The sequence below is a fragment of the Pseudomonas sp. CCNWLW23 genome (assembly GCF_037095675.1).
Lineage (GTDB): Bacteria > Pseudomonadota > Gammaproteobacteria > Pseudomonadales > Pseudomonadaceae > Aquipseudomonas > Aquipseudomonas atacamensis.
Genome location: NZ_JBAWKM010000009.1, coordinates 111,485 through 132,445, shown reverse-complemented (window position 1 = coordinate 132,445; position 20,961 = coordinate 111,485). Strand labels below are relative to the sequence as shown.

Sequence of the window (20,961 nt, the reverse complement as noted above, 5' to 3'; positions counted from 1 at the left end):
CCATGGAACCCCTGTGGGAGCGAGCCTGCTCACGAATGCGGTGTACCAGTCACTGCACACATAGACTGGCAGGACGCCTTCGCGAGCAGGCTCGCTCCCACATTGAATACAGCGCCTGCAAATGGAACCGGGCTTAACCGCTTCCACACAGGTACAATGCCCACCCCTTTTTTGTTACGGCCCTGTCATGACTGACCCGATTCGCCTCTCCAAACGCCTCATCGAACTGGTCGGTTGCTCCCGCCGGGAGGCCGAGCTGTTCATCGAGGGCGGCTGGGTCACCGTGGACGGCGAAGTCATCGATGAGCCGCAATTCAAGGTCGGCGAGCAAAAGGTCGAGCTCGACAAGGACGCCAAGGCCACTGCGCCGGAGCCGGTGACCATCCTGCTCAACGCGCCCGCCGGCATGGATGTCGACAGCGCCATGCAAACGCTCAGCGCCGAAACTCTCAGCGAAGAGCATCGCTACGGCAAGCGTCCGTTGCGCGGGCATTTCCTGCGCCTGACCGCCAGCGCCGACCTGCAGCCCAAGGCCAGCGGCCTGCTGGTGTTCACCCAGGACTGGAAAATCCTGCGCAAGCTCACCGCCGACGCAGCGAAGATCGAGCAGGAATACATCGTCGAAGTCGAAGGTGAGATGGCTGCCCACGGCCTCAACCGTTTGCAGCATGGCCTGACCCACAAGGGCAAAGAGCTGCCGCCGGTCAAGGCCAGTTGGCAGAACGAAAACCGCCTGCGCTTCGCCATGAAAAACCCGCAGCCGGGAATCATCGCGCAGTTCTGCGAAGCGGTCGGCCTGAAGGTCATCGGCATCCGTCGCATCCGCATCGGCGGCGTGTCGATCGGCAAGGTCCCGGTTGGCCAATGGCGCTACCTGTCCGGCAAAGAGAAGTTCTAGAACTTCCACTGCCGCCCCACATTCCGGCAGCGCTTACGAGCGCTGCCCACAACGCATCAGGAATACCGACATGGTTCATAACGACGTACTGCGCAGCGTGCGCTACATGCTCGACATCAGCGACAAGAAAGTTGTCGAGATCATCAAACTGGGCGGCATGGACGTCACGCTCGCCGATGTCATCACCTGGCTCGACAAGAAAGAAGAAGACGAAGAAGGCTTCGTACGCTGCCCGGACGAAGTCATCGCGCACTTCCTCGACGGTCTGGTGATCTTCAAGCGCGGCAAGGACGAAAGCCGTCCGCCGCAACCGATCGAAGTGCCGGTGACCAACAACATCATTCTGAAAAAACTGCGCGTGGCCTTCGAACTGAAAGAAGACGACATGCACGCGATCCTCAAGGCCGCCGAGTTTCCGGTATCCAAGCCTGAACTGAGCGCGCTGTTCCGCAAGGTCGGCCACACCAACTATCGCCCGTGTGGCGACCAGTTGCTGCGTAACTTCCTCAAAGGGCTCACGCTGCGCGTGAGAGCGTAAAGCAGCTACAAGCTGCAAGCTGCAAGCTGCAAGTTAGCCCCTGCTTTAACTTGCCGCTTGTGGCTTGCAACTCGAAGCTGGCCGCATGGCACCTCATTCCCTGCAAAAATAATGGCTCCGCTTTTCGCAGCTGACGACTAGGGTGTACTGATCCCTAATCTTCAGGACTCGCCATGCATCCCTACTTTTCCCTGCAAGGCCGCACCGCTCTGGTGACCGGCGGCACCCGTGGTATCGGCAAGATGATCGCCAAGGCGTTCGTCGAGGCCGGCGCCCATGTCTACGTGTGCTCGCGCGACGTCGAAGCCTGCCATCAAACCGCCGAAGAACTTGGCGCGCTGGGCAGTTACCACGGCGTGGCGGCGAATCTGGCGACCGAAGAAGGCGTGCGGGAACTGGCCGCGCGCCTGAGCGAGCAGATCACTCATCTGGACATTCTGGTGAACAACGCCGGCACCACGTGGGGCGCGCCGCTGGAGAGTTATCCGGTCAAGGGCTGGGAAAAGGTCATGCAGCTCAACGTGACGTCGGTGTTCAGTTGCATCCAGCAGTTTCTGCCGTTGCTGCGCAGGGCTGGCTCGGCGGCGAATCCGGCGCGGATCATCAATATCGGTTCGGTGGCGGGGATTTCTTCGTTTGGCGAGCAGGCGTATGCCTACGGGCCGAGCAAGGCCGCCCTGCATCAGTTGTCGCGCATTCTGGCGCGAGAACTGGTGAGCCAGCACATCAACGTCAACGTGATTGCGCCGGGTCGCTTTCCGAGCAAGATGACCCAGCATATTGGTAATGATGAACAGGCGTTGGCTGAGGATACGGCGCTGATTCCGATGAAGCGCTGGGGGCGTGAGGAAGAGATGGCGGCGCTGGCGATCAGCCTGGCGAGTACGGCGGGGGCTTATATGACCGGGAACATCATTCCGCTGGATGGAGGGTTCAGTCTGTAGGTCGGCGGTGCGGCATTCGCGAGCAGGCTCGCTCCCACAGGGATTTCATACACGACGCAGCTACATTGTGGGAGCGAGCCTGCTCGCGAAGAGGCCAGCCCTGTCACCACCAGACTTGAAGCGAGCCGGGTTATCATGCCCGCCCTACCCGCTTCGATCCCAGACCATGACTTACAGCGTCTCCCCCATCGGCTTCGTGCGCTCCTGCTTCAAGGAGAAGTTCGCCATCCCCCGCCAGCCACAACTGGCCCCGGCCGCCCGTGGCGTGCTGGAACTGGTCGCGCCGTTCGACCAGGGTGACGCCGTGCAGGGACTGGAACAGGTCAGCCATGTGTGGCTGTTGTTTCTGTTCCATCAGGCCCTCGAGGACAAGCCACGCCTGAAAGTGCGCCCGCCTCGCCTGGGCGGTAACAAGTCGATGGGCGTGTTTGCCACACGCGCCACGCACCGGCCGAACGGCATTGGCCAGTCGGTGGTGAAGCTGGACAAAATCGAAGGCAATCGCCTGTTTATTTCCGGCATCGATCTGCTCGACGGCACGCCGGTGCTGGATATCAAACCCTATGTGCCGTATGCCGACATCATCCCTGGGGCGACCAATGACATCGCCAGCGCCGCGCCGCACTTGATCGACGTGCAGTGGGCGGATTCGGCTTTGAAACAGGCGCACGCCCACGCTCAGCGCCTCGACGAGCCGCTGGTTGAGCTGATCGAGCAGTGCCTGGCGCAGGATCCGCGCCCGGCGTATCAGACACCGGCACCAGAACGTGAATATGGCGCGCAGTTCTGGGATCTGGACGTGCGCTGGCATTACCCGACGCCCGAACAGATCCGCGTGCTGGAAGTCATCCCGGCCGAGGCATAAAGCCCGCAAACGAAAAAGCCCGCGCTGCCTTCTCAGGCAACGCGGGCTTTTACTCTCACACCGAAAAACCAACTGTGGGAGCGAGCCTGCTCGCGAAGGCGTCGTGTCATGCAACATCAACGTTGATGACAGACCGCATTCGCGAGCGGGCTCGCTCCCACAGGTATCACAGGTTATTTTTCGACGAACGCACGCTCGATCAGGTAATCACCCGGCTCGCGCATCCGCGCCGAGATCTTCAGGCCGAAGCTGTCGAGCACTTCGCTGGTCTCGTCGAGCATGCTCGGGCTGCCGCAGATCATCGCGCGGTCGTCCTGCGGGTTGATCGGTGGCAGGCCGATGTCGCTGAACAGCTTGCCGCTGCGCATCAGGTCAGTCAGGCGGCCCTGATTCTCGAACGGCTCGCGGGTCACGGTCGGGTAGTAGATCAACTTGTCACGCAGCGCTTCGCCGAAGAACTCGTTCTGCGGCAGGTGCTCGGTGATGAATTCGCGGTAAGCGACTTCGTTGACGTAACGCACACCGTGAACCAGGATCACTTTTTCGAAGCGCTCGTAGGTTTCCGGGTCCTGAATGACGCTCATGAACGGCGCCAGACCGGTGCCGGTGCTCAGCAGGTACAAGTGCTTGCCCGGGTTCAGGTCATCGAGAACCAGGGTGCCGGTAGGCTTCTTCGAGATGATGATCTCGTCGCCTTCCTTCAAGTGCTGCAATTGGGAGGTCAGCGGACCGTCCTGCACTTTGATGCTGAAGAACTCGAGATGCTCTTCCCAGTTCGGGCTGGCGATCGAGTAAGCGCGCATAAGCGGGCGGCCGTTGGGCTGTTGCAGGCCGATCATCACGAACTGACCGTTCTCGAAGCGCAGACCCGGATCGCGGGTGCACTTGAAGCTGAACAGAGTGTCGTTCCAGTGATGAACACTGAGGACACGCTCGTGGTTCATGTTGCTCATGTACGTTTGACTCCTGGAGATTGGTCTGCGCGGCTCAATGAGGCTCAACGTGCGCAATTGCATCGCATTCTAATAGCGACGACAATATCTGTTAACTGGATTATTAAGATAAGGGTTATCGGTTATATCGATATGCGATTTACTCTCCGTCAACTGCAAGTCTTCGTCGCCGTCGCCCAGCAGGAAAGCGTATCCCGTGCTGCGGGTCTGCTCAACCTCTCGCAATCGGCGGCCAGTACTTCGATCACCGAGCTTGAGCGCCAGTCCAGCTGCCAGCTGTTCGACCGCGCCGGCAAACGCCTGAGCCTCAACGCCCTGGGCAAACAACTGTTGCCGCAAGCGGTGGCCCTGCTCGACCAGGCCAAGGAAATCGAAGACCTGCTCAACGGCAAATCCGGTTTCGGCTCTTTATCAGTGGGGGCGACGCTGACCATTGGCAACTATCTGGCCACCCTGCTGATCGGCAGTTTCATGCAGCGCCACCCCGAAAGTCAGGTCAAGCTGCACGTGCAGAACACTGCCAATATCGTGCAGCAGGTCGCGCACTACGAAATTGATCTGGGTCTAATCGAAGGTGATTGCAGCCACCCTGACATCGAAGTGCAGAGTTGGGTCGAGGATGAGCTGGTGGTGTTCTGCGCGCCGCAGCATCCGTTGGCCAAACGCGGCAGTGCGACAATGGAAGAGCTGACCCATGAGGCATGGATTCTGCGGGAACAGGGTTCCGGCACGCGGCTGACCTTCGACCAGGCCATGCGTCACCATCGCAGCGCGCTGAACATTCGTCTCGAGCTGGAACACACCGAAGCGATCAAGCGCGCAGTGGAATCAGGCTTGGGGATTGGCTGCATTTCGCGGCTGGCGCTGCGCGATGCCTTCCGGCGCGGCAGTCTGGTGCCGGTGGAGACGCCGGATCTGGACCTGGCCCGGCAGTTCTATTTCATCTGGCACAAACAGAAATACCAGACCTCGGCCATGCGCGAGTTTCTCGAGCTGTGTCGCGCGTTCACCGCCGGGGTGCAGCGCAGCGACGAGATCGTGTTGCCGACCATCGCTTAAAGCAGAATCACCGCCCACACCAGTCCGATCATGCTCAGCGCCACGAACTGCGCGGCGCTGCCCATGTCCTTGGCGTTCTTCGACAGCGGATGCAATTCCAGCGAGATGCGGTCAATGGCCGCTTCCACCGCTGAGTTGAGCAGCTCGACAATCAGCGCCAGCAAGCAAACCGCGATCAACACCGCCTGCTCGACCCGGCTGACATTGAGGAAGAATGTCAGCGGAATCAGCACCACGTTGAGCAGCACCAATTGACGGAACGCCGCTTCGCCGGTGAAGGCGGCGCGCAGGCCGTCGAGCGAATAGCCGGACGCGTTGAGGATGCGTTTCAGGCCGGTCTGGCCCTTGAAAGGTGACATAAGGAAAAACCAGCCAAAAAGGAGTGGGGAAGCTAGATCAACGAAAGTCAAAAAAACGTGAAACCGCCAGCCATCACTGGCTCGGAATTGACTCAAGTTGTTGCAGCAGTAAAGCCGCTTGCGTGCGAGTGCGCACGTTCAATTTGCGAAAGATCGCGGTGACGTGGGCCTTGATGGTCGCTTCCGACACGCTCAGCTCATAAGCGATCTGCTTGTTCAGCAAACCTTCGCAGACCATGGTCAGCACCCGGAACTGTTGCGGCGTCAGGCTGGCGAGGCCATCGCTGGCAGCTTTCGCCTCATCCGACACGCTTACCGCTTCGAACGCTTGCGGCGGCCAGAACACGTCGCCATCGAGCACCTTGCGCACCGCTTCCTGAATCACGCTCAGATCGCTGGATTTGGGAATGAAGCCACTGGCGCCGAACTCGCGGGACTTGACCATCACCGAAGCTTCTTCCTGGGCCGAGACCATCACCACCGGAATCTGCGGATACTGCCCGCGCAGCAGCACCAGCCCGGAAAAACCATAGGCGCCGGGCATGTTCAGATCCAGCAGGACCAGATCCCAGTCAGCCTTTTCGGTCAGGCGCGCTTCCAGTTCGGCGATGCTCGCCACTTCCACCAGTCGCACGTCCGGGCCAAGGCCCAGCGTCACCGCTTGGTGCAGGGCGCTGCGAAACAGGGGGTGATCATCGGCAATCAGGATGTCGTATGTGGCCATTTTTCAAATGATCCTGTTTTTGATGGCAGACGCGGTAGATTCCGGTCTGGCCAAAGCAACTCGAGGCAGCGGTTGGAAGCGATATCCACAGGGGCACGTTCGACGCCAATCAACAGCAAACACGGCGTCTCAAACCTTGGCCGCACCCTAATCGGCGCCAAGCATGCCCAGCGCAGCCGGGGTGGTCAAGCAAGATGGCCAGCGCTGTGGACAGTATGGGCCACTATCGGGCCAACTCCGGCTGCGGCTTTCGTATATAGGGCAGCAGCTCGGTGTGAGCGGGGGTTGATTCATTCATGTCCAGTTGCTGCTTGGCACCGAGGTAATGCTGGCTGAACACATCGAAATAGGCGTCCAGCGCCGAGGCGGCATCGCTGTCACCGGCCAATTCCAGGCACAACGCCGCGACTTCGGCGGTGCACAGGTGCTCGCTGCGGGTCGAACGGCGCAGGCGATAGCGCGAGAGTTTGTCGGGCAGCAGGCTGAGGATCGGCAAGCGGTCGAAATACGGACTCTTGCGAAAGATCTTGCGCGCCTCGGTCCAGGTCGCATCCAGCAGTATGAACAGCGGGCGCTTGCTGCTATTGACTGTCACCGTGTTGGTCACCCGCGACGGTTCGACATACTCACCCGGAAACACCAGATACGGCTGCCACTGCGGATCGTTGAGCAGTGCAAGCATCTGCGGGTCGGGCTCGGTGCGTGACCAGATGAACGCATGGTTGTCGCGCACCACATCGGCAATCAGCCAACCGGTGTTGCTTGGCTTGAACACTTCCTTGCCGGTCATGATCAGGCACACGCCAGAACGGGTGTCGACGCTTGGCCGCCACGCGCACAGGCAATGACTGATAATGACCCGGCAATCGCGGCAACGCTCGGAGCGAAAGCCGCGCGCCTGAATCGGCTTGATACCTTCGTCCTCGCGCTGATCGCGCAGGCGGGCCACGGCGTTGGGGGCATGGTTCATCGCAGGCAACACCGGCAGACAGGGAAACTCGACACGAATGACACTCGGCAGGGCAATAAAGGCCGGCAGTTTACCAGAGCGACGGCCACAAGCCTGTACCGTCCAGACCGGCTCACCTATAATTCGCCGCCACTGAACGCACCGCCCCGTGACGGGTCGAACCACCAGTCACCGAATCAGGAGAGTTTCATGCTGCGCCTTATCGTTCCCACCGCTGCCATTCTGCTGGCGTCGTCCTTTACCGCTCAGGCTGCGTCCCTGAGTGAGCAGAATCTGAACCGAGAGCTGCGCAACGTCGCCGCCCAAAGCAGCGTCGGCACGCCACGGGCGATCAATGAAGACATTCTTGATCAAGGCTACACCGTCGAAGGCACACAGCTGATCAACCATCTGAGCGTGCAAAAGAGCCACGCCGACAAGATGCGCGCCGATCCCAAGGCTGTGTATTTCCAGTTGGGCGCGTCGGTGTGCAACAACCCGTCGTACCGCAAGCTGATGGCCAAGGGCGCGATCATGCGTTACGACTTCACCGAAGTGAAAACCAACAAAGCGATCGGCTCGGCCAGCTATCAGGAATCCGATTGCCCGAAAGCCGCGCCAGCGAAAAAGAAGTAATCAGCGCGAAGCCTTGGCGCGCCGCTGTTCATCCTCGGCGCGCAGTTCCGCCACTAGCGCCTGCAGATAGCGCGAGCGGCGTTCGCCGCCGGCCAATCGTCGGCAGCACTCTTCTTCGAGACTCAATTGATGCGTCTCGGCCGACTCCTGCAACATTCGATACAGCTGAGTATCGATCTCCAGAACCACTCTGACCATGCATCCCGCCTCCTTGCCACCCACGAATCCTTGAATTGCCTGGCCTTGCGCAAACGCAAGGTTGTCTTGCGACGTCTGTATTTGAGTAAATCAGAGTGATGGCCCTTTGCGATACGTTCAGACGAGCGGCGGGGCTTTGGCGCAAATCAGTAAGCGGTTGCCAGGCAAAACGTTACAGCGCACTGTTCAAGTCAGCGCGAATGCGTGCGAGGGTCTAGATTGAGAGTATTCCCGATCATTCGTTAACGGCAGAAATGGAACTGCCGGCCCTGTGTGTTTTTGCAGTGCGACCCGGACGCTGGTTGTCCGGGCTAACCGCTCTGTACAGAAGGAGACGTTGAATGCCTTATCAACCGAATGACCTCTTGAGCCGTCATTTTCAAGAAAGCGGCGACCTCATCAGCCAGGTCGAAGCCCAACTCAACCGTGTTTCCACCGACAGCCCGAACATCCCCATCTACCGCGACATGATCCTGACCGTGCTGCGCATGGCTCAGGAAGACCACAACCGCTGGAACGCCAAGATCACCCTGCAAGCCCTGCGTGAACTGGAGCAGGCGTTCCGCGTGCTCGAACAATTCAAGGGCCGGCGCAAAGTCACCGTGTTCGGCTCGGCACGTACGCCAGTGGAACATCCGCTATACGCGATGGCCCGCGAACTCGGCGCAGCGCTGACGCGTGCGGACATGATGGTGATCACCGGCGCCGGCGGCGGCATCATGGCCGCCGCCCACGAAGGAGCCGGACGTGACCACAGCCTGGGTTTCAATATCACCCTGCCCTTCGAGCAACATGCCAACCCCACCGTCGACGGCACCGACAATCTGTTGCCTTTCCACTTTTTCTTTACCCGCAAACTGTTTTTCGTCAAAGAGGCTGACGCGCTGGTGCTGTGCCCGGGCGGGTTTGGCACCCTTGATGAAGCGCTGGAAGTGCTGACGCTGATTCAGACCGGCAAAAGCCCTTTGGTGCCGGTGGTGTTGCTGGATGTTCCGGGCGGTACCTTCTGGCAAGGTGCGCTGGACTTCATCCGCAATCAGCTGGAAGAAAACCGCTATATCCTGCCGACCGATATGAAGTTGATGCGATTGGTTTACAGCGTTGAAGAAGCGGTGGACGAGATCAATCAGTTCTATAGCAACTTCCACTCCAGCCGCTGGCTCAAGCGGCAATTTGTGATTCGCATGAACCACAAGCTCAGCGACCAGGCACTGGCGCGGATGCAGGAGGAGTTTGCTGATCTGTGCCTGAGCGACCAGTTCCACCAACATGCCTACAGCGGCGAAGAACACGACGATGCGCAGTTCAGCCACCTGACGCGGCTGGCGTTTGCCTTCAATGGCCGTACCCATGGTCGTCTGAGGGAGTTGGTGGACTTTATCAACCTGCCGGAAAACTGGGCCGATTCAAAACCGCCCACTGCACAACGCTCACGCGAGCCTTTCAACGTAATTTGAAGGCAAAAAAAGGCCCGCTATTTTCTAAAAAATAGCGGGCCTTTATTGTTAAATCGGTCTAATCGTCCATCCCTCGACCGCTGAACAAGCGGTTGATCATCTCCATCGAGAACCCCCGATACGCCAGAAACCGGCCTTGCTTGGCCCGTTCTTTCGCATCGATCGGTAAATGTCCGGAGAACTTGCGTTGCCACGTATCCTGAAGCTGCGCCTGCCAGTTGATACCGCTTTCGCGCAGGGCGATTTCGATATCGGTACGTTGCAAACCCCGCTGGCTGAGCTCCTCGCGAATTCGCAGGGGGCCATAGCCAGAACGGGCACGGTAGGAGACAAAACTTTCAAGGTAACGGGCTTCGGAAAGCAGCCCCTCTTCCGTCAAACGGTCGAGGGCTGTTTCGATCAGCTCCGCCTCGGCGCCGCGCTGACGCAGCTTACGCGTCAACTCGACTCGACCATGCTCGCGACGTGCGAGCAGGTCCATGGCGGTTCGCCGCACCGCGACGAGGGTATCCAGTACGGCGGTGGTCATCGCTGGTATCAGAGGTCAGCGTCGGCCAGGTCGTCTTCGGTCTCTTTGACCGCCGAGGCCTTGGAGTCCGCGATCACCGCTGGCGACAGCAGCTTGTCACGCAGCTGCTTCTCGAGCTTCGCGGCAATTTCCGGGTTGTCCGCCAGGAACTTGGCCGAGTTGGCCTTGCCCTGACCGATCTTGGTGCCTTCGTAGGCGTACCAGGCGCCGGACTTCTCGACGAAACCGTGCAGCACACCCAGGTCGATCATCTCGCCGTTGAGGTAGATGCCTTTGCCGTAAAGAATCTGGAACTCGGCCTGACGGAACGGCGAAGCCACCTTGTTCTTCACAACCTTGACGCGGGTTTCGCTGCCGACCACTTCGTCGCCTTCCTTCACCGCGCCAGTACGGCGGATGTCGAGACGAACCGAGGCGTAGAACTTCAGCGCGTTACCACCGGTGGTGGTTTCCGGGCTGCCGAACATCACGCCGATCTTCATACGGATCTGGTTGATGAAGATGACCAGGCAGTTGGCGTTCTTGATGTTACCGGTGATTTTACGCAGCGCCTGAGACATCAGACGTGCTTGCAGGCCGACGTGCATGTCGCCCATTTCACCTTCGATTTCAGCCTTGGGTACCAGTGCCGCCACGGAGTCGACGATGATCACGTCAACGGCGTTGGAGCGCACCAGCATGTCGGTGATTTCCAGGGCCTGTTCGCCGGTGTCCGGCTGGGAAACCAGCAGGTCGTCAACATTGACGCCCAGCTTGCCGGCGTACTCTGGATCGAGCGCGTGTTCGGCGTCGACGAATGCGCAGGTCGCGCCGGCTTTTTGCGCCTGGGCGATCACGGACAAGGTCAGCGTGGTTTTACCGGAGGATTCAGGACCGTAGATTTCAACAATACGGCCTTTTGGCAGACCGCCGATGCCGAGTGCAATGTCCAGACCCAGAGAGCCAGTAGAGATGGCCGGGATCGCCTGACGGTCCTGATCGCCCATACGCATTACGGCACCCTTGCCGAATTGACGTTCGATCTGACCCAGGGCCGCAGCCAAGGCTTTCTTCTTGTTGTCGTCCATTAAAGTCCTCACGTAATCAATAAGGCCTGACGGCCAACACCTGTATAAGTAGCCAGTATTATTCCACAGCGTTCGAAGATCGCCTACCCCTGATTTTCGATTTCTCGTGCCGCTAGTCGCACAAGCCCCTCTAGCGCGGCCTTCACCGTTTGTCGGCGGACTTCATCACGGTTGCCGGGGAAGTGCTGAACCTCACTGTAAACCTCGTCGCCAACACCCCAGGCCAGCCATACCGTGCCGACTGGCTTGTTCGGTGTGCCACCGTCGGGGCCGGCGACACCGCTGACCGCCACGGCAAAATGCGCCAGGCTGTGCTGCTGCGCACCGCGCACCATGGCCTCGACCACTTCGCGACTGACCGCCCCTACCGTTTCGAACAAGTCGCCCGGCACATCCAGCTGCCGGGTCTTCTGCCGATTGGAATACGTCACGTACCCCGCTTCAAACCAGGCCGAACTGCCCGGAATCCGCGTAATCGCTTCGGCGATACCGCCACCGGTACAGGACTCGGCGGTGGTGACATGGGCATTGAGCACTTGCAGACGCCGGCCCAGTTCTGCAGCCAGTTGGGTGGTCTCTTTCACGGCGAGCTCCGGATCGTGTGGAATGCCTTCACCGTACACGAGCCGGCCATGCTTTCAATACACAGAATCATTCAAGATGTTCGGGCGCCAGCGCTCTGACATAGGCCTGACAGGCCTGCAACGCAATCAATCCACGGTCGCCGGTGTCGGTGATGGCGATAATTCGTTGAGCATGCGCCGGGTCAAGTCGGGCGCGTACGGCTGCAGAATCCACGCCGCCGGTGCCGGCGGTGGCTGGCACCGCACAGCCGTGGGCAACGTCGCCGGCGTCGAGAAGGACTGACAGCCGCACATCGGCAGTAGCAAGGCGATCGCGCAGGCGATCCTGATCACGTTGGGCATCGCTTAGCGCTCGGTAATGGGTTTGTTCACTCGCCGCGAGCCGTTGCTCCAGCGCCAGGCGTTTATCCTGCTCGGCCTGTTGCGCGGTGGCGGCGGTCTGCGTTAGTTGATTGAGGGATTCGGCGTTTAACCGCGCCTGCTCGGCCAATTGCCGTCCGTAGCGCCAGTCCTGAAACTGCCAGGCCGCTGCAAACGCCCCGGCCACCAGCAGCATCAGACCCATCACGCGCCAGGAGCCGGACATAGCAACGCCCTCGCCCGCGCCCAAATCTCGAGGCGATCCTGCAAACCGTTCAACCCGCCGTTGATCCGCCGGGTGATGGCGTTGAACTGGTCCGCGTCGGCCAGTTCATTCAAGCCCTTCTGCGCCCAGAACCACGCCGCCGATTCGGCCGCCCACTGCGGTTGCTCGAGCAATTCGGGCAACGACAACAGACGCTCATCACCAAACAAGCCGAGACTGCACTGACGATAATTTGCCCGGCCGGTGATCTGAATCAGTCCACGCCCGCGATACTTTTGCCCGTCGCCGTCGGCTTCCGGAGTATTGCCCAGACGCAGCGCCAGCGTGCCGGTGTCGTATTTGCTCAGGTACTGGTTGTTGCCCAGTTCGCGCACGTAACGCAACTGTCCCGACTCGTGGCCGACCTGTGCGAGGAAGGCCGCTATACGTTTCGGCGTATCGATGCGATGTCTGGCCATCGCGGTGTTGAGGGCCGAAACGAAAACGCCCGCTTGGGAGCGGGCGGTGGGCATGATGTCGACAAGGTGTTTTTCAGTTAATTGCATGATGCTTGATCCTCCCTGGATGTTGTCCCGATTGAATCATGGTTGGCGGCTGATGCTTGCCAGCCATTTCTTTCTGGAGTTTTCAGGGTTCTATCGCAACGCTCGGCCCATCTGATGAGGGTTCCGGAGAGCGGTTGTCAAAACTTGATGACGTACAACAGCGCGGTGTTCATCGGCCGAGCCTCGTTGCCGCCCGCGGCCGCCATCGAGATCGTATGCGTGTGTTGCCCGGCGGCATCCACACCGACGTTGTGCGCATGGTTGCCGTCCGCCACGATGCCGTGGGTGTGAGCGGGGGCGTTGGTTGTAAAGTTGCGATTGATGAAAGGCGCCGAGCTCGATCCCATGATGGAACCTGCGGTATTGCCGCCGTTGATTGTCCCCTGCCCGCCCATGACCGTGTCGATGTTGAATGCGCCTCCGCCGGTAACAGCGCCGCCATGCGCGTGTACTCCGGCAGCATCAGTGCGCGCCGTGTGAGCATGGTTACCTGCAGCAGCGGCTGACACATCGTGAACGTGGGAAGCATTTTGCCCGGCCTGCTTGCTACCCAGAACTCGCCCCGGATCGACACCACGGCCCTCGTCCAGACCCCGGACAAATTCACCACGCAAATCCGGCACGTTGAATGTATTTGCACCGTCACCTGCACCGAACCGGGTGCCGATTGCTGCGAAAAGATTGGCATATTGGGTACGCAACACAGGCTGTCCGTTGCACTTGAGCCAGCCACTGGGTGCGTCTACGGTAGCGACGGCTTTCACATCGCCCACGTCGGCCCCCAACTGTCTGGCCACGCCGGTACTGGCGATCAGAATCCAGGCGCCGCTGCCCAGCGAGCTGTTCCATTGCACCCAGACATCTCCCGTCGCAACGATTTCACCGGAGCGAAGCGGAGTATGGTCAAGACCAACCAGCGGTTTGGCGACCGAACCGGCTACGGAAAATGTACTGGCGCCGGTATTGGTATTCAAAGCCTTGAAGCGCAACACCATGCCGTCTACCAGTGTCGCAGGTGCCGGCAAATAGTTGGCTGCATAAGCATTGGCCGTACCGGTATCGAGCGCGAAATCGAGGAGCCCGGCCTGATTGATCTTGCGCACGGCTGTCAGCAATTGTCCGACATCGGCTTCATCGGGCTTGAGCGCACCGCCCTTGATCACACCGAGTATTTCTTCGGTTACCGCATTGCCCCATGATGCCGGAATCAACGATCCCGGCGTGCCTGCCACCGGGTTCTCATCAACAAACTTGCCATCGACCAGCCCGACGCTGGGTACGCTTTTTGGATAATCCATTTATTCAGTCCTTAGTCATAATTGATGTACACCCGGGTATGCGCCGGTGCACTGCGGTGAATGAGGCATTCCAGAGCCGAGCCTGGGTACATGCCGAAACGTTCGCCCCAATAACTGGCGCCGAAACGCCGCCCGATAGCCAAGCGGCCGCCGGTGTTGAGGAACCACATGAATTGCCCTTTCCAGGTGCCGAAATGCGCGCCGCCGAACCGCGAACGCCCCATTCGCGGCACCCGTAATTCGGTCACCGTGGCCTCTGGATAGCCTTGGGTGCGTGCGACCTCAATGAAATACGCGGCGGACTGGTTGCCCACCGCCAGCAACCGCCGACGGACAGCCAGGCGGCGATCGTCATAGAGCGGAGTGGCACCAAGACAAGGGTCGGGCAGGTTCATCACTGCCTCCCAGTCGGGTACAAGTTCGCTGACGCCAGCCGGATCCATCTCGTTGAGCAGATCCGCTGCTCGGGCATCGAGGCGAGCCAGTTCCTGAGCGACGCCTTCAAGAACCTGCTCGAGTTCCGGCACTCGTTCCGGGTCCCAGGCCGGACCGCTGGGCAGCAGGCTGCGCAACTGCTGCCGGTATTGTCTGGCACTTCTCAGGACAGCCATTCGCACCCCCCGAATGTCAGCAATTGATTGCTTTGGGCGCTAACGTTGGCCGAGGGGCTGATGAGACTGTGATCGCTCTCACCGGTGGCGCTGCTGATGGCTTCGGTGATGTGGCTGAGCAACAACGTATCGCCCAGCCCCGCCTCGCGGTTGTGCAGATCTCGCAATTGGGTTTCAACCGCCGCGCGCACTGCACTGGTGTTCGGAGTAACGCGCAACTTGTACTTGACCAGCACTTGTACCGGCGCCATCACCCTCACGTCCGCGGTCACCGGTCGCAGCGGTTCGATGTAGGCTTCGACTTCCGCCAACTGCTCTTCGTTGGGAATCGGTTGCGGATCATCGTCACGCATGACGAACACGCCGACGGTGCCAGGGCCGAGGAAGTTGCCACGACACCATGCACGGGTAATACCGGGGCACTCCAGCGCCCAGGTTTCGTAGTCTTGCGCCGAGCCGCCGTGAGGAATCAATCGATAAGAGCGAATGACTCTGGCGCGCAGCGATTCAAGGCTTTCGGTGCCGACGCCGCCTGTGAGGCCAGGTGGCTGAACGATGAAGCTATTACCGATAACACCAGCAATCGGTTGCACCGGATTCAACGTCAGACCGGCGTCGGCATTACCCACGCTACCGGCATCGAGCGCAGCGATCGTGGTGCTGTTAGTGCCGCTGACGGCGATGCGCGCGGCCGTGACTTTGTAGGTGCGTCCATCATCGGACTGCAGCAAGGTGTCGACATCCAGCACAGCGCCGGTGCTGGCGCTGAAACTGACGCTGCCGGTAGCCACTTGCGCGGCTTTGCGCGGTTGGTTCAGGCGCAGCGCGGCGATGCGTTCCAGGGTTGACTCATCGGCTTTGTCGGGCAGGATCTGCTCGGCAATCCAGTCGAGATAACCGTACAGACCATAAGCGGCGCCGCCGAGGGTGCGGGCGAGCACTTGCGCATCGGACTGGCGCAGCGAATCGCCGGCCAGGTCGCTTTGGGTGCGCTTGATCAGCACCGGCAGCGAAGGGGTTTCAAACGGCATAGATCACCTGCCAACTGTTATCGGGGTTGATGTCCAGACGCTCACCGTCGGCCAGGGTCAGGACCGTGCGAAGGTTCAAGCGCTGGGCGTCGAGGCGTTCGCTGATGATGTCGATGGCGCTGCAGTGGCCGTCGTCGAGCAGCCATTGCAGGGCTTCGCGGGCATAGAACTCGGCGTCCATTTGCGTCTGCCGGGTCAGCTTGACCCGGCGCAGCAGCCACAGCCGCGAGCCGATGCGATCGTCGGCAACCGTGGGAAAACTGTCGCCCCACCAGCCGAAGCGCTCCTCGTCATCGAGGGCGTCGTCATCGGCGGCGCGACGCCAGGTGAACAGGCTGATCAGCACCGCGCGGGTCAGTGCGGCATGGAGGTTCTGGCTGATGAACATCACTGACCTCCTGCCGGCGCGCCGGTCTGACCGTTGCCGGCCTGCACGCCAACATGCACGTGTTTGATCTGGCTGATGCCGCCGGCCAGTTGATCACCGGTGGAGACGATCTTGCCGGTCTGGTTGATCACCGGTGTGTCGAAGTTCACCGCGCTGCTGGCGCGGATGTTCAGCGTGGCGGTTTCGATGTCGATGATCCGCCCGCGCTTGAAGTGAATCCTGTCGCCCTCGTCGGTGTAGATCGCCACTTCACCGGCAGCGAGTGCTTGCAGGCGATAGCGGCGGTCGGCGATGACCAGGGCGATGGCATGGGAACGGTCGCCGCCGATGAAGGTGACGACCCCTTCGGCTCCCGCCAGCGGATGGCTGGTGAAACCGTAGGGTTCGAAGTGTTCGAGGTCGTCGTTGATTTCACCGGCGGTGAGGCGCATTTGCAGCGATTGCAGCTTGGTTGCCGAATTGGCGAGCACGACAGTGCCGCGCGCCAGCAGGCGTGTCAGTAGGCTCATGGGTTTCCTTAGACTTTGTCGACACAAACCCTGTGGGAGCGGGCTTGCCCGCGATGGCGGTGTGTCAGGGAAAAAATGTATTTGTTGTCACGACCGCTATCGCGGGCAAGCCCGCTCCCACAGGGGCCATTGTCGCCAGCAGGATCCTGCGTCAGGCCTGGGTTTGCTTCGGGGGAGTCGGATCAGGATCAAAGGTATGCGGCGGCGCCACTTGCAAGGTGGTCACCGATCCCTGCGCCGACAGCGAATAAGTGACCTTGGAAATCAGCATGTCACCATCGAAATCCAGCACCGGATCCTTGACCTTGACCAGCGTGTTATGGCGCCACAAATCGCCATTGCTCTGCCGCCATCCCTGCACCTGATAGGTGGTGGTCTGCGCGCGGCCCATGCGGGTCGCGCTTTCCCATAGAGCACGCTGCTGCGCCAACTCAAAGGTCAGTTGCGTGCCTTCATTGATCACCGTGGTGCGCCGCCGTTTGAAACTCAGATCGGCCGCGGTCGACTCGACTTCGCTGACCGCCGCGCCGCTTTTCGCATCCGAGCCTTTTTGCTGGCCGATCACCCGGTACTCGGAGAACACCTGGCTGAAATCCATCGGCGCACTGGCCGACAGGATGTTCTTGCCCAGCTCCAGCGCATCGCTGGCGCGGCCGCCGCTGCCGGGTTTGGCCAGCACCAACTGGCCCAGCTCGTTGTCGGTGGAAAACACCCGCAGCAGCGAGAGCAATCGGTCGATCGACTGGAATGCCGTTTCACCCGGCACGATGGTGTGTTTGGCCAGGCGTGTGGTTTCGCTGATCTCGTTGACCACTGACAGCCCATATTCGCTCGCCAGATCGCGGACGATAGTCAGCAAGGGTTGTTGCTGCCATTGGCTGGGCAGGTTGCGAGCGGCGCAATCGACCAGATCCTGGGTCTTGGAACTGCCTTCGATGGTCAGGCTGATCTGCCGCCCGTCATAGCGGATCGGTGCTTTGAACACGTAACCGGTGAGCACCAGGTCCTTGCCGATTTTTACCTCGCAGGGGTCGCCGGGTTTGATCCTTTGGTCTACGGCCTGCCCCGGCCATTGCCAGGTAATGTCGAGCTTGAAGGTGCGGAACTGACGCTCCAGATCAGCAGTGATTTCGACGCTTTTCCAGCCGCCGTATTCCATATTGTTGACCGTCAGCGTGACGTGATTGTCCATCTCGTTCATGGCGTCACTCCCGCGAGACTTTCACATCGTTGGGCGAGAAACCGGGATGGGTAATCGCGTTACGCTGAGTCACTTCTTCGACCCGCGTGGCGTCGCCAAACTGTTTGTAGGCCACGACCACTGCCGGAAAGCTTTCCTGAAACGATTTGCTGACTTGACGCACGCCGGAGGACGCCACCGCTTTGAGATGAGCCACGAGCGCTTCCTTTACATCGTTGATGGCCTGGAAGTGCGCAGGTCCGGCTTTCGTCAGCATCGGGTCGATCGCTGCAGTCACCGCTGTGCGCAGCGCTTGCATGTCATCGCTGACGGGAACTTCCTGACGACTCACCGGCGACGTCGACTGTTGAGCCACCGACGGTGTCGACGCCAGCTTCACCGGCGTGGTCGCCACCGGCATCGACGCCACCCACTGCGCCACTTTGACCAGCATCGTGTCCTGCACCAGATCCGCCATCGCCTGCGCTGCGGCATTGGTGTCTCTGCCCGTGGTGATCTTTGGCGCATCAGCCTTGCGAATCGCTTCGAGTTGCTGCGACACGTCGGCTATCACGCCACGGTAGCCTTCCTTGGCGAACGCTTTCAGCTCCTTGATATCGCCGAGCAAACCCTTGAATTCCGCCGCCACTTCCTTGGGCAGCTCCTTCACGGCCTTGACCAGCTCAGTGATCTGGCGGTACTGCTCGATCAAAGGTTTCAGTTGCTCCTTGATCACCTCGTAAACCCCGGTGAGGCTGTTGCGCAGGTTGGTGATGCCGATCCGCGCAGCCTTGATCAAAGTCATCGCCTGTTCGAAACGCGCCACCGCTGAACCCAGCAGACCGTCGGCTTTGGCCAGCAGCACTTTCTGCGTGCTGACCGTGGCTGTCGGAAACGGCAGGGGTTGGTCGGGATAGAACTTCAAGGCGAACGTCACCAACCCACCGTCCTGGCGGGTGTGGGTCATGTTGCATTCGCCGACCTTGACTTGCAGGCGTCCGAGCCACGGATGCACCAGTTCGCCACGGCCCTGCTCCAGCGCCTTGAGCAACTTGTCGCGCTGCTCGAGGCAATCGGGGCCGATGATGAACGCGGTCAGATCGTGGGTCTTGGCCTGCTGGCCGAGGTCCTCGAAAAACGGCAGGTCGCGTTGCGGGTATTCATGCAACTGCCCTTTGCGCCCGACCGGGGTTTTCGCCTGGTCGATCCAGAAACCGACACCGCGAAAGGATGCCGGCAATAAACGATCACGCCAGTTCATTGGGAATCTCCCATCGACAGTGAGCGATAGCCGATGCGTGAAGACACGGCCAGGCCAGGTTGATTGGTTTGCGGTTGTTCGGTGCGCAGGCCGGCCGGCGCATTTTCGAAGCGCACCGTCAGCCCGCCTTCGAGCTGCGTGCGGTTGTTGGCGGCGCTTTGCTGGATCAGCGCGCTGGAGGTTTGTGGCAACGAACCGCTTTGCAGTGTGCCGTTGCCAGCAGGCGCCGGACTGGCAGCGAAGAACGCCGGCGCCAGTTCGCCTTTGCCTTCGGCATTGGTCTGGCGTTGTGCTTCAGTGAAAGTTTCAACCTTGCCGGTGACCTTGGCGATCAGTCCGGCAAAGCCGCCGTCGAACAGCTCTTTGATCGGCGCAATAACGGTTTGCAGCTTTTGCCACAACTCGCCGAACCACTCGGTGATCGGCCCCCAACTCTCGATGATCTGATCCAGCGGTTTCCATTCGAACAGACTGTGCAGAAAGTCCACGACCGGCGCGGACAGCGCCAACACAACGCCCCAGAGCGCCGAAAAGACCTCACCGATCGGCTGCCAATACTGGGCAATCTGCTCCAGCGGTGACCACTCGAACAGGCTGGTGAAAAAGCCCCTGACTCGCTGCACAGACGTTTGCAGCGCCATCCAGATCGGTTCGAAGAACCCGACAACTCCACCCCAGGCGCTGGTGAGCATTTCCATCGGGAAAAAATCGAACAGCGTGCGCAGGATATCCCGGGTGCTTTGTACGGCCGATTGCAGCGTGGTGAACATCGGTTCGAAGAACGTCACGACACCACCCCACGCATCGGTAATCATCTGCATCGGCGAGAAATCGAACAGGTTTCTGAGAAACGCCATCACCGGCACACTCAAGGCCTCGAGCAATTCCCAGATCGCCGAGAACAAACCGGTCAGCGGCCCCCAGTTTTCGATGATCATCCCCGCAGGCGACCACGCGAAAACCGACTTGAAGAAGTCGATCACTGGCGCCGTCACGACCGTGACCTTGTCCCAGATAGCCGAGAAAAATCCGGTGACCGGTTCCCACAGCGCAGCCAGTGCCGCCAGCGGCCGCCAGTCAAGTACCGAGCGCAACGTCGCCATTGCACTCGCACCGATGTTTTTCACGCCTTCCCACATCCCTGTGAAAAACGCGCTGATCGGTGTCCAGTTGGCCACGATCAAACCGGCCGCCACGGCAATGCCCATGGCGATCAGCATGATCGGGTTGGTCTTGAGCACCATGCTCATGACGTCCATCACCTGCGTCATACCGGTGACCGCGGTTTGCATGGCGGAGAAGGCAATCGCCCCCGCCGCCAGGCCCTCGACCAGTTTCGGATTGTCGGCGAGCAAGCTGCCGACCTGCGTCAGCATCGGCTCCAGTCCGACCACCAAAGCCCCCACCGCCGGCACCAGGGCAGCGTCCACCGCCGCCGAAACCTTCTGCATCGACGCACTGAACACGTTCATGTTCTGCGTGGCAGCAGTCGGCGCGGCGGGCAGATCGACGGTTTTCGCCGTGTCGCTGACTTCGCTCAATTTGCCCTGGAACGCTGCGGCCGATTTGATGCCGTCTACAAACGGCGTGATCACGCTGCCGCCGTTGAACAGACCACTGATGTCCAGTTTGCCGAGGCCGGTCTGCTCGAGATTGTTTTTAAAACTCTCAACCTTCATGCGCAGGGCGCCCAGTTTGGGCGAGAGTTCATCGATGCCGGTGATCAGCACCGGTTTCGGGGTTTTCTTCTCTTCGTCTGCCATCACTGCACCTGCTGCATCGCATTGATCCG

Annotated in this window: 25 protein-coding genes; 7 read left to right on the top strand and 18 right to left on the bottom strand. The window is 60.3% G+C overall.

The window, feature by feature from the left end; genetic code table 11:
• The first annotated feature begins 187 nt into the window (after positions 1-187).
• The 4 genes from V8J63_RS13925 (at position 188) to tsaA (ending at position 3,245) form a co-directional block, all read left to right on the top strand.
• Positions 188-898 carry an rRNA pseudouridine synthase gene (locus V8J63_RS13925; protein ID WP_024011885.1) on the top strand — a complete coding sequence of 237 codons (711 nt, stop codon included), beginning with the start codon at positions 188-190 and terminating at the stop codon, positions 896-898.
• Positions 899-968: 70 nt separating this feature from the next.
• Complete coding sequence (locus V8J63_RS13920) at positions 969-1,436, top strand: DUF1456 family protein (protein WP_016771408.1); 468 nt, start codon at positions 969-971, stop codon at positions 1,434-1,436.
• A gap of 173 nt (positions 1,437-1,609) precedes the next feature.
• Entirely contained in the window at positions 1,610-2,380 is a 771-nt protein-coding gene (locus V8J63_RS13915; protein ID WP_336464205.1) for an SDR family oxidoreductase, read from the top strand.
• 166 nt (positions 2,381-2,546) lie between these two features.
• On the top strand, positions 2,547-3,245 hold the full coding sequence (gene tsaA / locus V8J63_RS13910) for a tRNA (N6-threonylcarbamoyladenosine(37)-N6)-methyltransferase TrmO (protein WP_130902019.1): 699 nt from the start codon (positions 2,547-2,549) through the stop codon (positions 3,243-3,245).
• A 173-nt stretch (positions 3,246-3,418) separates the two neighbouring features.
• On the opposite strand, the gene fpr is transcribed toward tsaA, so the two are convergent.
• On the bottom strand, positions 3,419-4,198 hold the full coding sequence (gene fpr, locus V8J63_RS13905) for a ferredoxin-NADP reductase (RefSeq protein WP_007908723.1): 780 nt from the start codon (positions 4,196-4,198) through the stop codon (positions 3,419-3,421).
• A gap of 132 nt (positions 4,199-4,330) precedes the next feature.
• Here fpr and V8J63_RS13900 point away from each other — a divergent pair, with 132 nt between their 5' ends.
• Complete coding sequence (locus V8J63_RS13900; RefSeq protein WP_024011881.1) at positions 4,331-5,257, top strand: LysR family transcriptional regulator; 927 nt, start codon at positions 4,331-4,333, stop codon at positions 5,255-5,257.
• Here the strand turns inward: V8J63_RS13900 and V8J63_RS13895 are convergent.
• The 3 genes from V8J63_RS13895 to V8J63_RS13885 form a co-directional block, all read right to left on the bottom strand.
• Entirely contained in the window at positions 5,254-5,616 is a 363-nt protein-coding gene (locus V8J63_RS13895; protein ID WP_016771411.1) for a diacylglycerol kinase, read from the bottom strand. The genes V8J63_RS13900 and V8J63_RS13895 overlap by 4 nt on opposite strands.
• A gap of 73 nt (positions 5,617-5,689) precedes the next feature.
• Positions 5,690-6,340: a response regulator transcription factor ErdR gene (gene erdR, locus V8J63_RS13890; RefSeq protein WP_016771412.1), complete on the bottom strand. Its 651-nt coding sequence runs from the start codon at positions 6,338-6,340 to the stop codon at positions 5,690-5,692.
• Between the two features lie 223 nt (positions 6,341-6,563).
• On the bottom strand, positions 6,564-7,310 hold the full coding sequence (locus V8J63_RS13885) for a tRNA-uridine aminocarboxypropyltransferase (RefSeq protein WP_125925221.1): 747 nt from the start codon (positions 7,308-7,310) through the stop codon (positions 6,564-6,566).
• Positions 7,311-7,499: 189 nt separating this feature from the next.
• Here V8J63_RS13885 and V8J63_RS13880 point away from each other — a divergent pair, with 189 nt between their 5' ends.
• Entirely contained in the window at positions 7,500-7,925 is a 426-nt protein-coding gene (locus tag V8J63_RS13880) for a PA3611 family quorum-sensing-regulated virulence factor (RefSeq protein WP_007908738.1), read from the top strand.
• Here V8J63_RS13880 and V8J63_RS13875 read toward each other — a convergent pair whose 3' ends face one another.
• Positions 7,926-8,123: a hypothetical protein gene (locus V8J63_RS13875; RefSeq protein WP_016770569.1), complete on the bottom strand. Its 198-nt coding sequence runs from the start codon at positions 8,121-8,123 to the stop codon at positions 7,926-7,928.
• Between the two features lie 341 nt (positions 8,124-8,464).
• Here V8J63_RS13875 and V8J63_RS13870 point away from each other — a divergent pair, with 341 nt between their 5' ends.
• Entirely contained in the window at positions 8,465-9,580 is a 1,116-nt protein-coding gene (locus tag V8J63_RS13870; RefSeq protein WP_125925220.1) for a TIGR00730 family Rossman fold protein, read from the top strand.
• A 58-nt stretch (positions 9,581-9,638) separates the two neighbouring features.
• On the opposite strand, the gene recX is transcribed toward V8J63_RS13870, so the two are convergent.
• The 13 genes from recX to V8J63_RS13805 all read right to left on the bottom strand — a co-directional run bounded on the left by recX (position 9,639) and on the right by V8J63_RS13805 (position 20,932).
• Positions 9,639-10,109 carry a recombination regulator RecX gene (recX, locus tag V8J63_RS13865; protein WP_024011877.1) on the bottom strand — a complete coding sequence of 157 codons (471 nt, stop codon included), beginning with the start codon at positions 10,107-10,109 and terminating at the stop codon, positions 9,639-9,641.
• 8 nt (positions 10,110-10,117) lie between these two features.
• Entirely contained in the window at positions 10,118-11,176 is a 1,059-nt protein-coding gene (gene recA / locus V8J63_RS13860) for a recombinase RecA (protein WP_024011876.1), read from the bottom strand.
• An 83-nt stretch (positions 11,177-11,259) separates the two neighbouring features.
• Complete coding sequence (locus tag V8J63_RS13855; protein ID WP_038861108.1) at positions 11,260-11,760, bottom strand: CinA family protein; 501 nt, start codon at positions 11,758-11,760, stop codon at positions 11,260-11,262.
• A 67-nt stretch (positions 11,761-11,827) separates the two neighbouring features.
• Complete coding sequence (locus V8J63_RS13850; protein ID WP_336464204.1) at positions 11,828-12,346, bottom strand: lysis system i-spanin subunit Rz; 519 nt, start codon at positions 12,344-12,346, stop codon at positions 11,828-11,830.
• Positions 12,325-12,891 carry a glycoside hydrolase family 19 protein gene (locus V8J63_RS13845; RefSeq protein ID WP_336464203.1) on the bottom strand — a complete coding sequence of 189 codons (567 nt, stop codon included), beginning with the start codon at positions 12,889-12,891 and terminating at the stop codon, positions 12,325-12,327. Before V8J63_RS13845 ends, V8J63_RS13850 begins: the two co-directional genes overlap by 22 nt.
• Positions 12,892-13,028: 137 nt before the next feature.
• On the bottom strand, positions 13,029-14,189 hold the full coding sequence (locus V8J63_RS13840; protein ID WP_130887810.1) for a tail fiber protein: 1,161 nt from the start codon (positions 14,187-14,189) through the stop codon (positions 13,029-13,031).
• Between the two features lie 11 nt (positions 14,190-14,200).
• Complete coding sequence (locus V8J63_RS13835) at positions 14,201-14,800, bottom strand: YmfQ family protein (RefSeq protein WP_130887809.1); 600 nt, start codon at positions 14,798-14,800, stop codon at positions 14,201-14,203.
• A complete protein-coding gene (locus tag V8J63_RS13830) occupies positions 14,788-15,831 on the bottom strand; it encodes a baseplate J/gp47 family protein (protein ID WP_336464202.1) in 1,044 nt (347 codons plus the stop codon). The genes V8J63_RS13835 and V8J63_RS13830 overlap by 13 nt, the downstream gene beginning before the upstream one ends.
• On the bottom strand, positions 15,821-16,219 hold the full coding sequence (locus V8J63_RS13825; protein WP_016771422.1) for a phage GP46 family protein: 399 nt from the start codon (positions 16,217-16,219) through the stop codon (positions 15,821-15,823). Before V8J63_RS13825 ends, V8J63_RS13830 begins: the two co-directional genes overlap by 11 nt.
• Entirely contained in the window at positions 16,219-16,728 is a 510-nt protein-coding gene (locus V8J63_RS13820) for a phage baseplate assembly protein V (protein WP_197891661.1), read from the bottom strand. The genes V8J63_RS13825 and V8J63_RS13820 overlap by 1 nt, the downstream gene beginning before the upstream one ends.
• A 151-nt stretch (positions 16,729-16,879) precedes the next feature.
• Entirely contained in the window at positions 16,880-17,929 is a 1,050-nt protein-coding gene (locus V8J63_RS13815) for a phage baseplate assembly protein (protein WP_336464201.1), read from the bottom strand.
• Positions 17,930-17,933: 4 nt separating this feature from the next.
• Positions 17,934-19,169, bottom strand: coding sequence for a DNA circularization protein (locus V8J63_RS13810; RefSeq protein ID WP_336464200.1), 1,236 nt, complete (start codon positions 19,167-19,169; stop codon positions 17,934-17,936).
• Complete coding sequence (locus tag V8J63_RS13805; RefSeq protein ID WP_130902028.1) at positions 19,166-20,932, bottom strand: phage tail protein; 1,767 nt, start codon at positions 20,930-20,932, stop codon at positions 19,166-19,168. The genes V8J63_RS13810 and V8J63_RS13805 overlap by 4 nt, the downstream gene beginning before the upstream one ends.
• Positions 20,933-20,961: the final 29 nt, after the last annotated feature.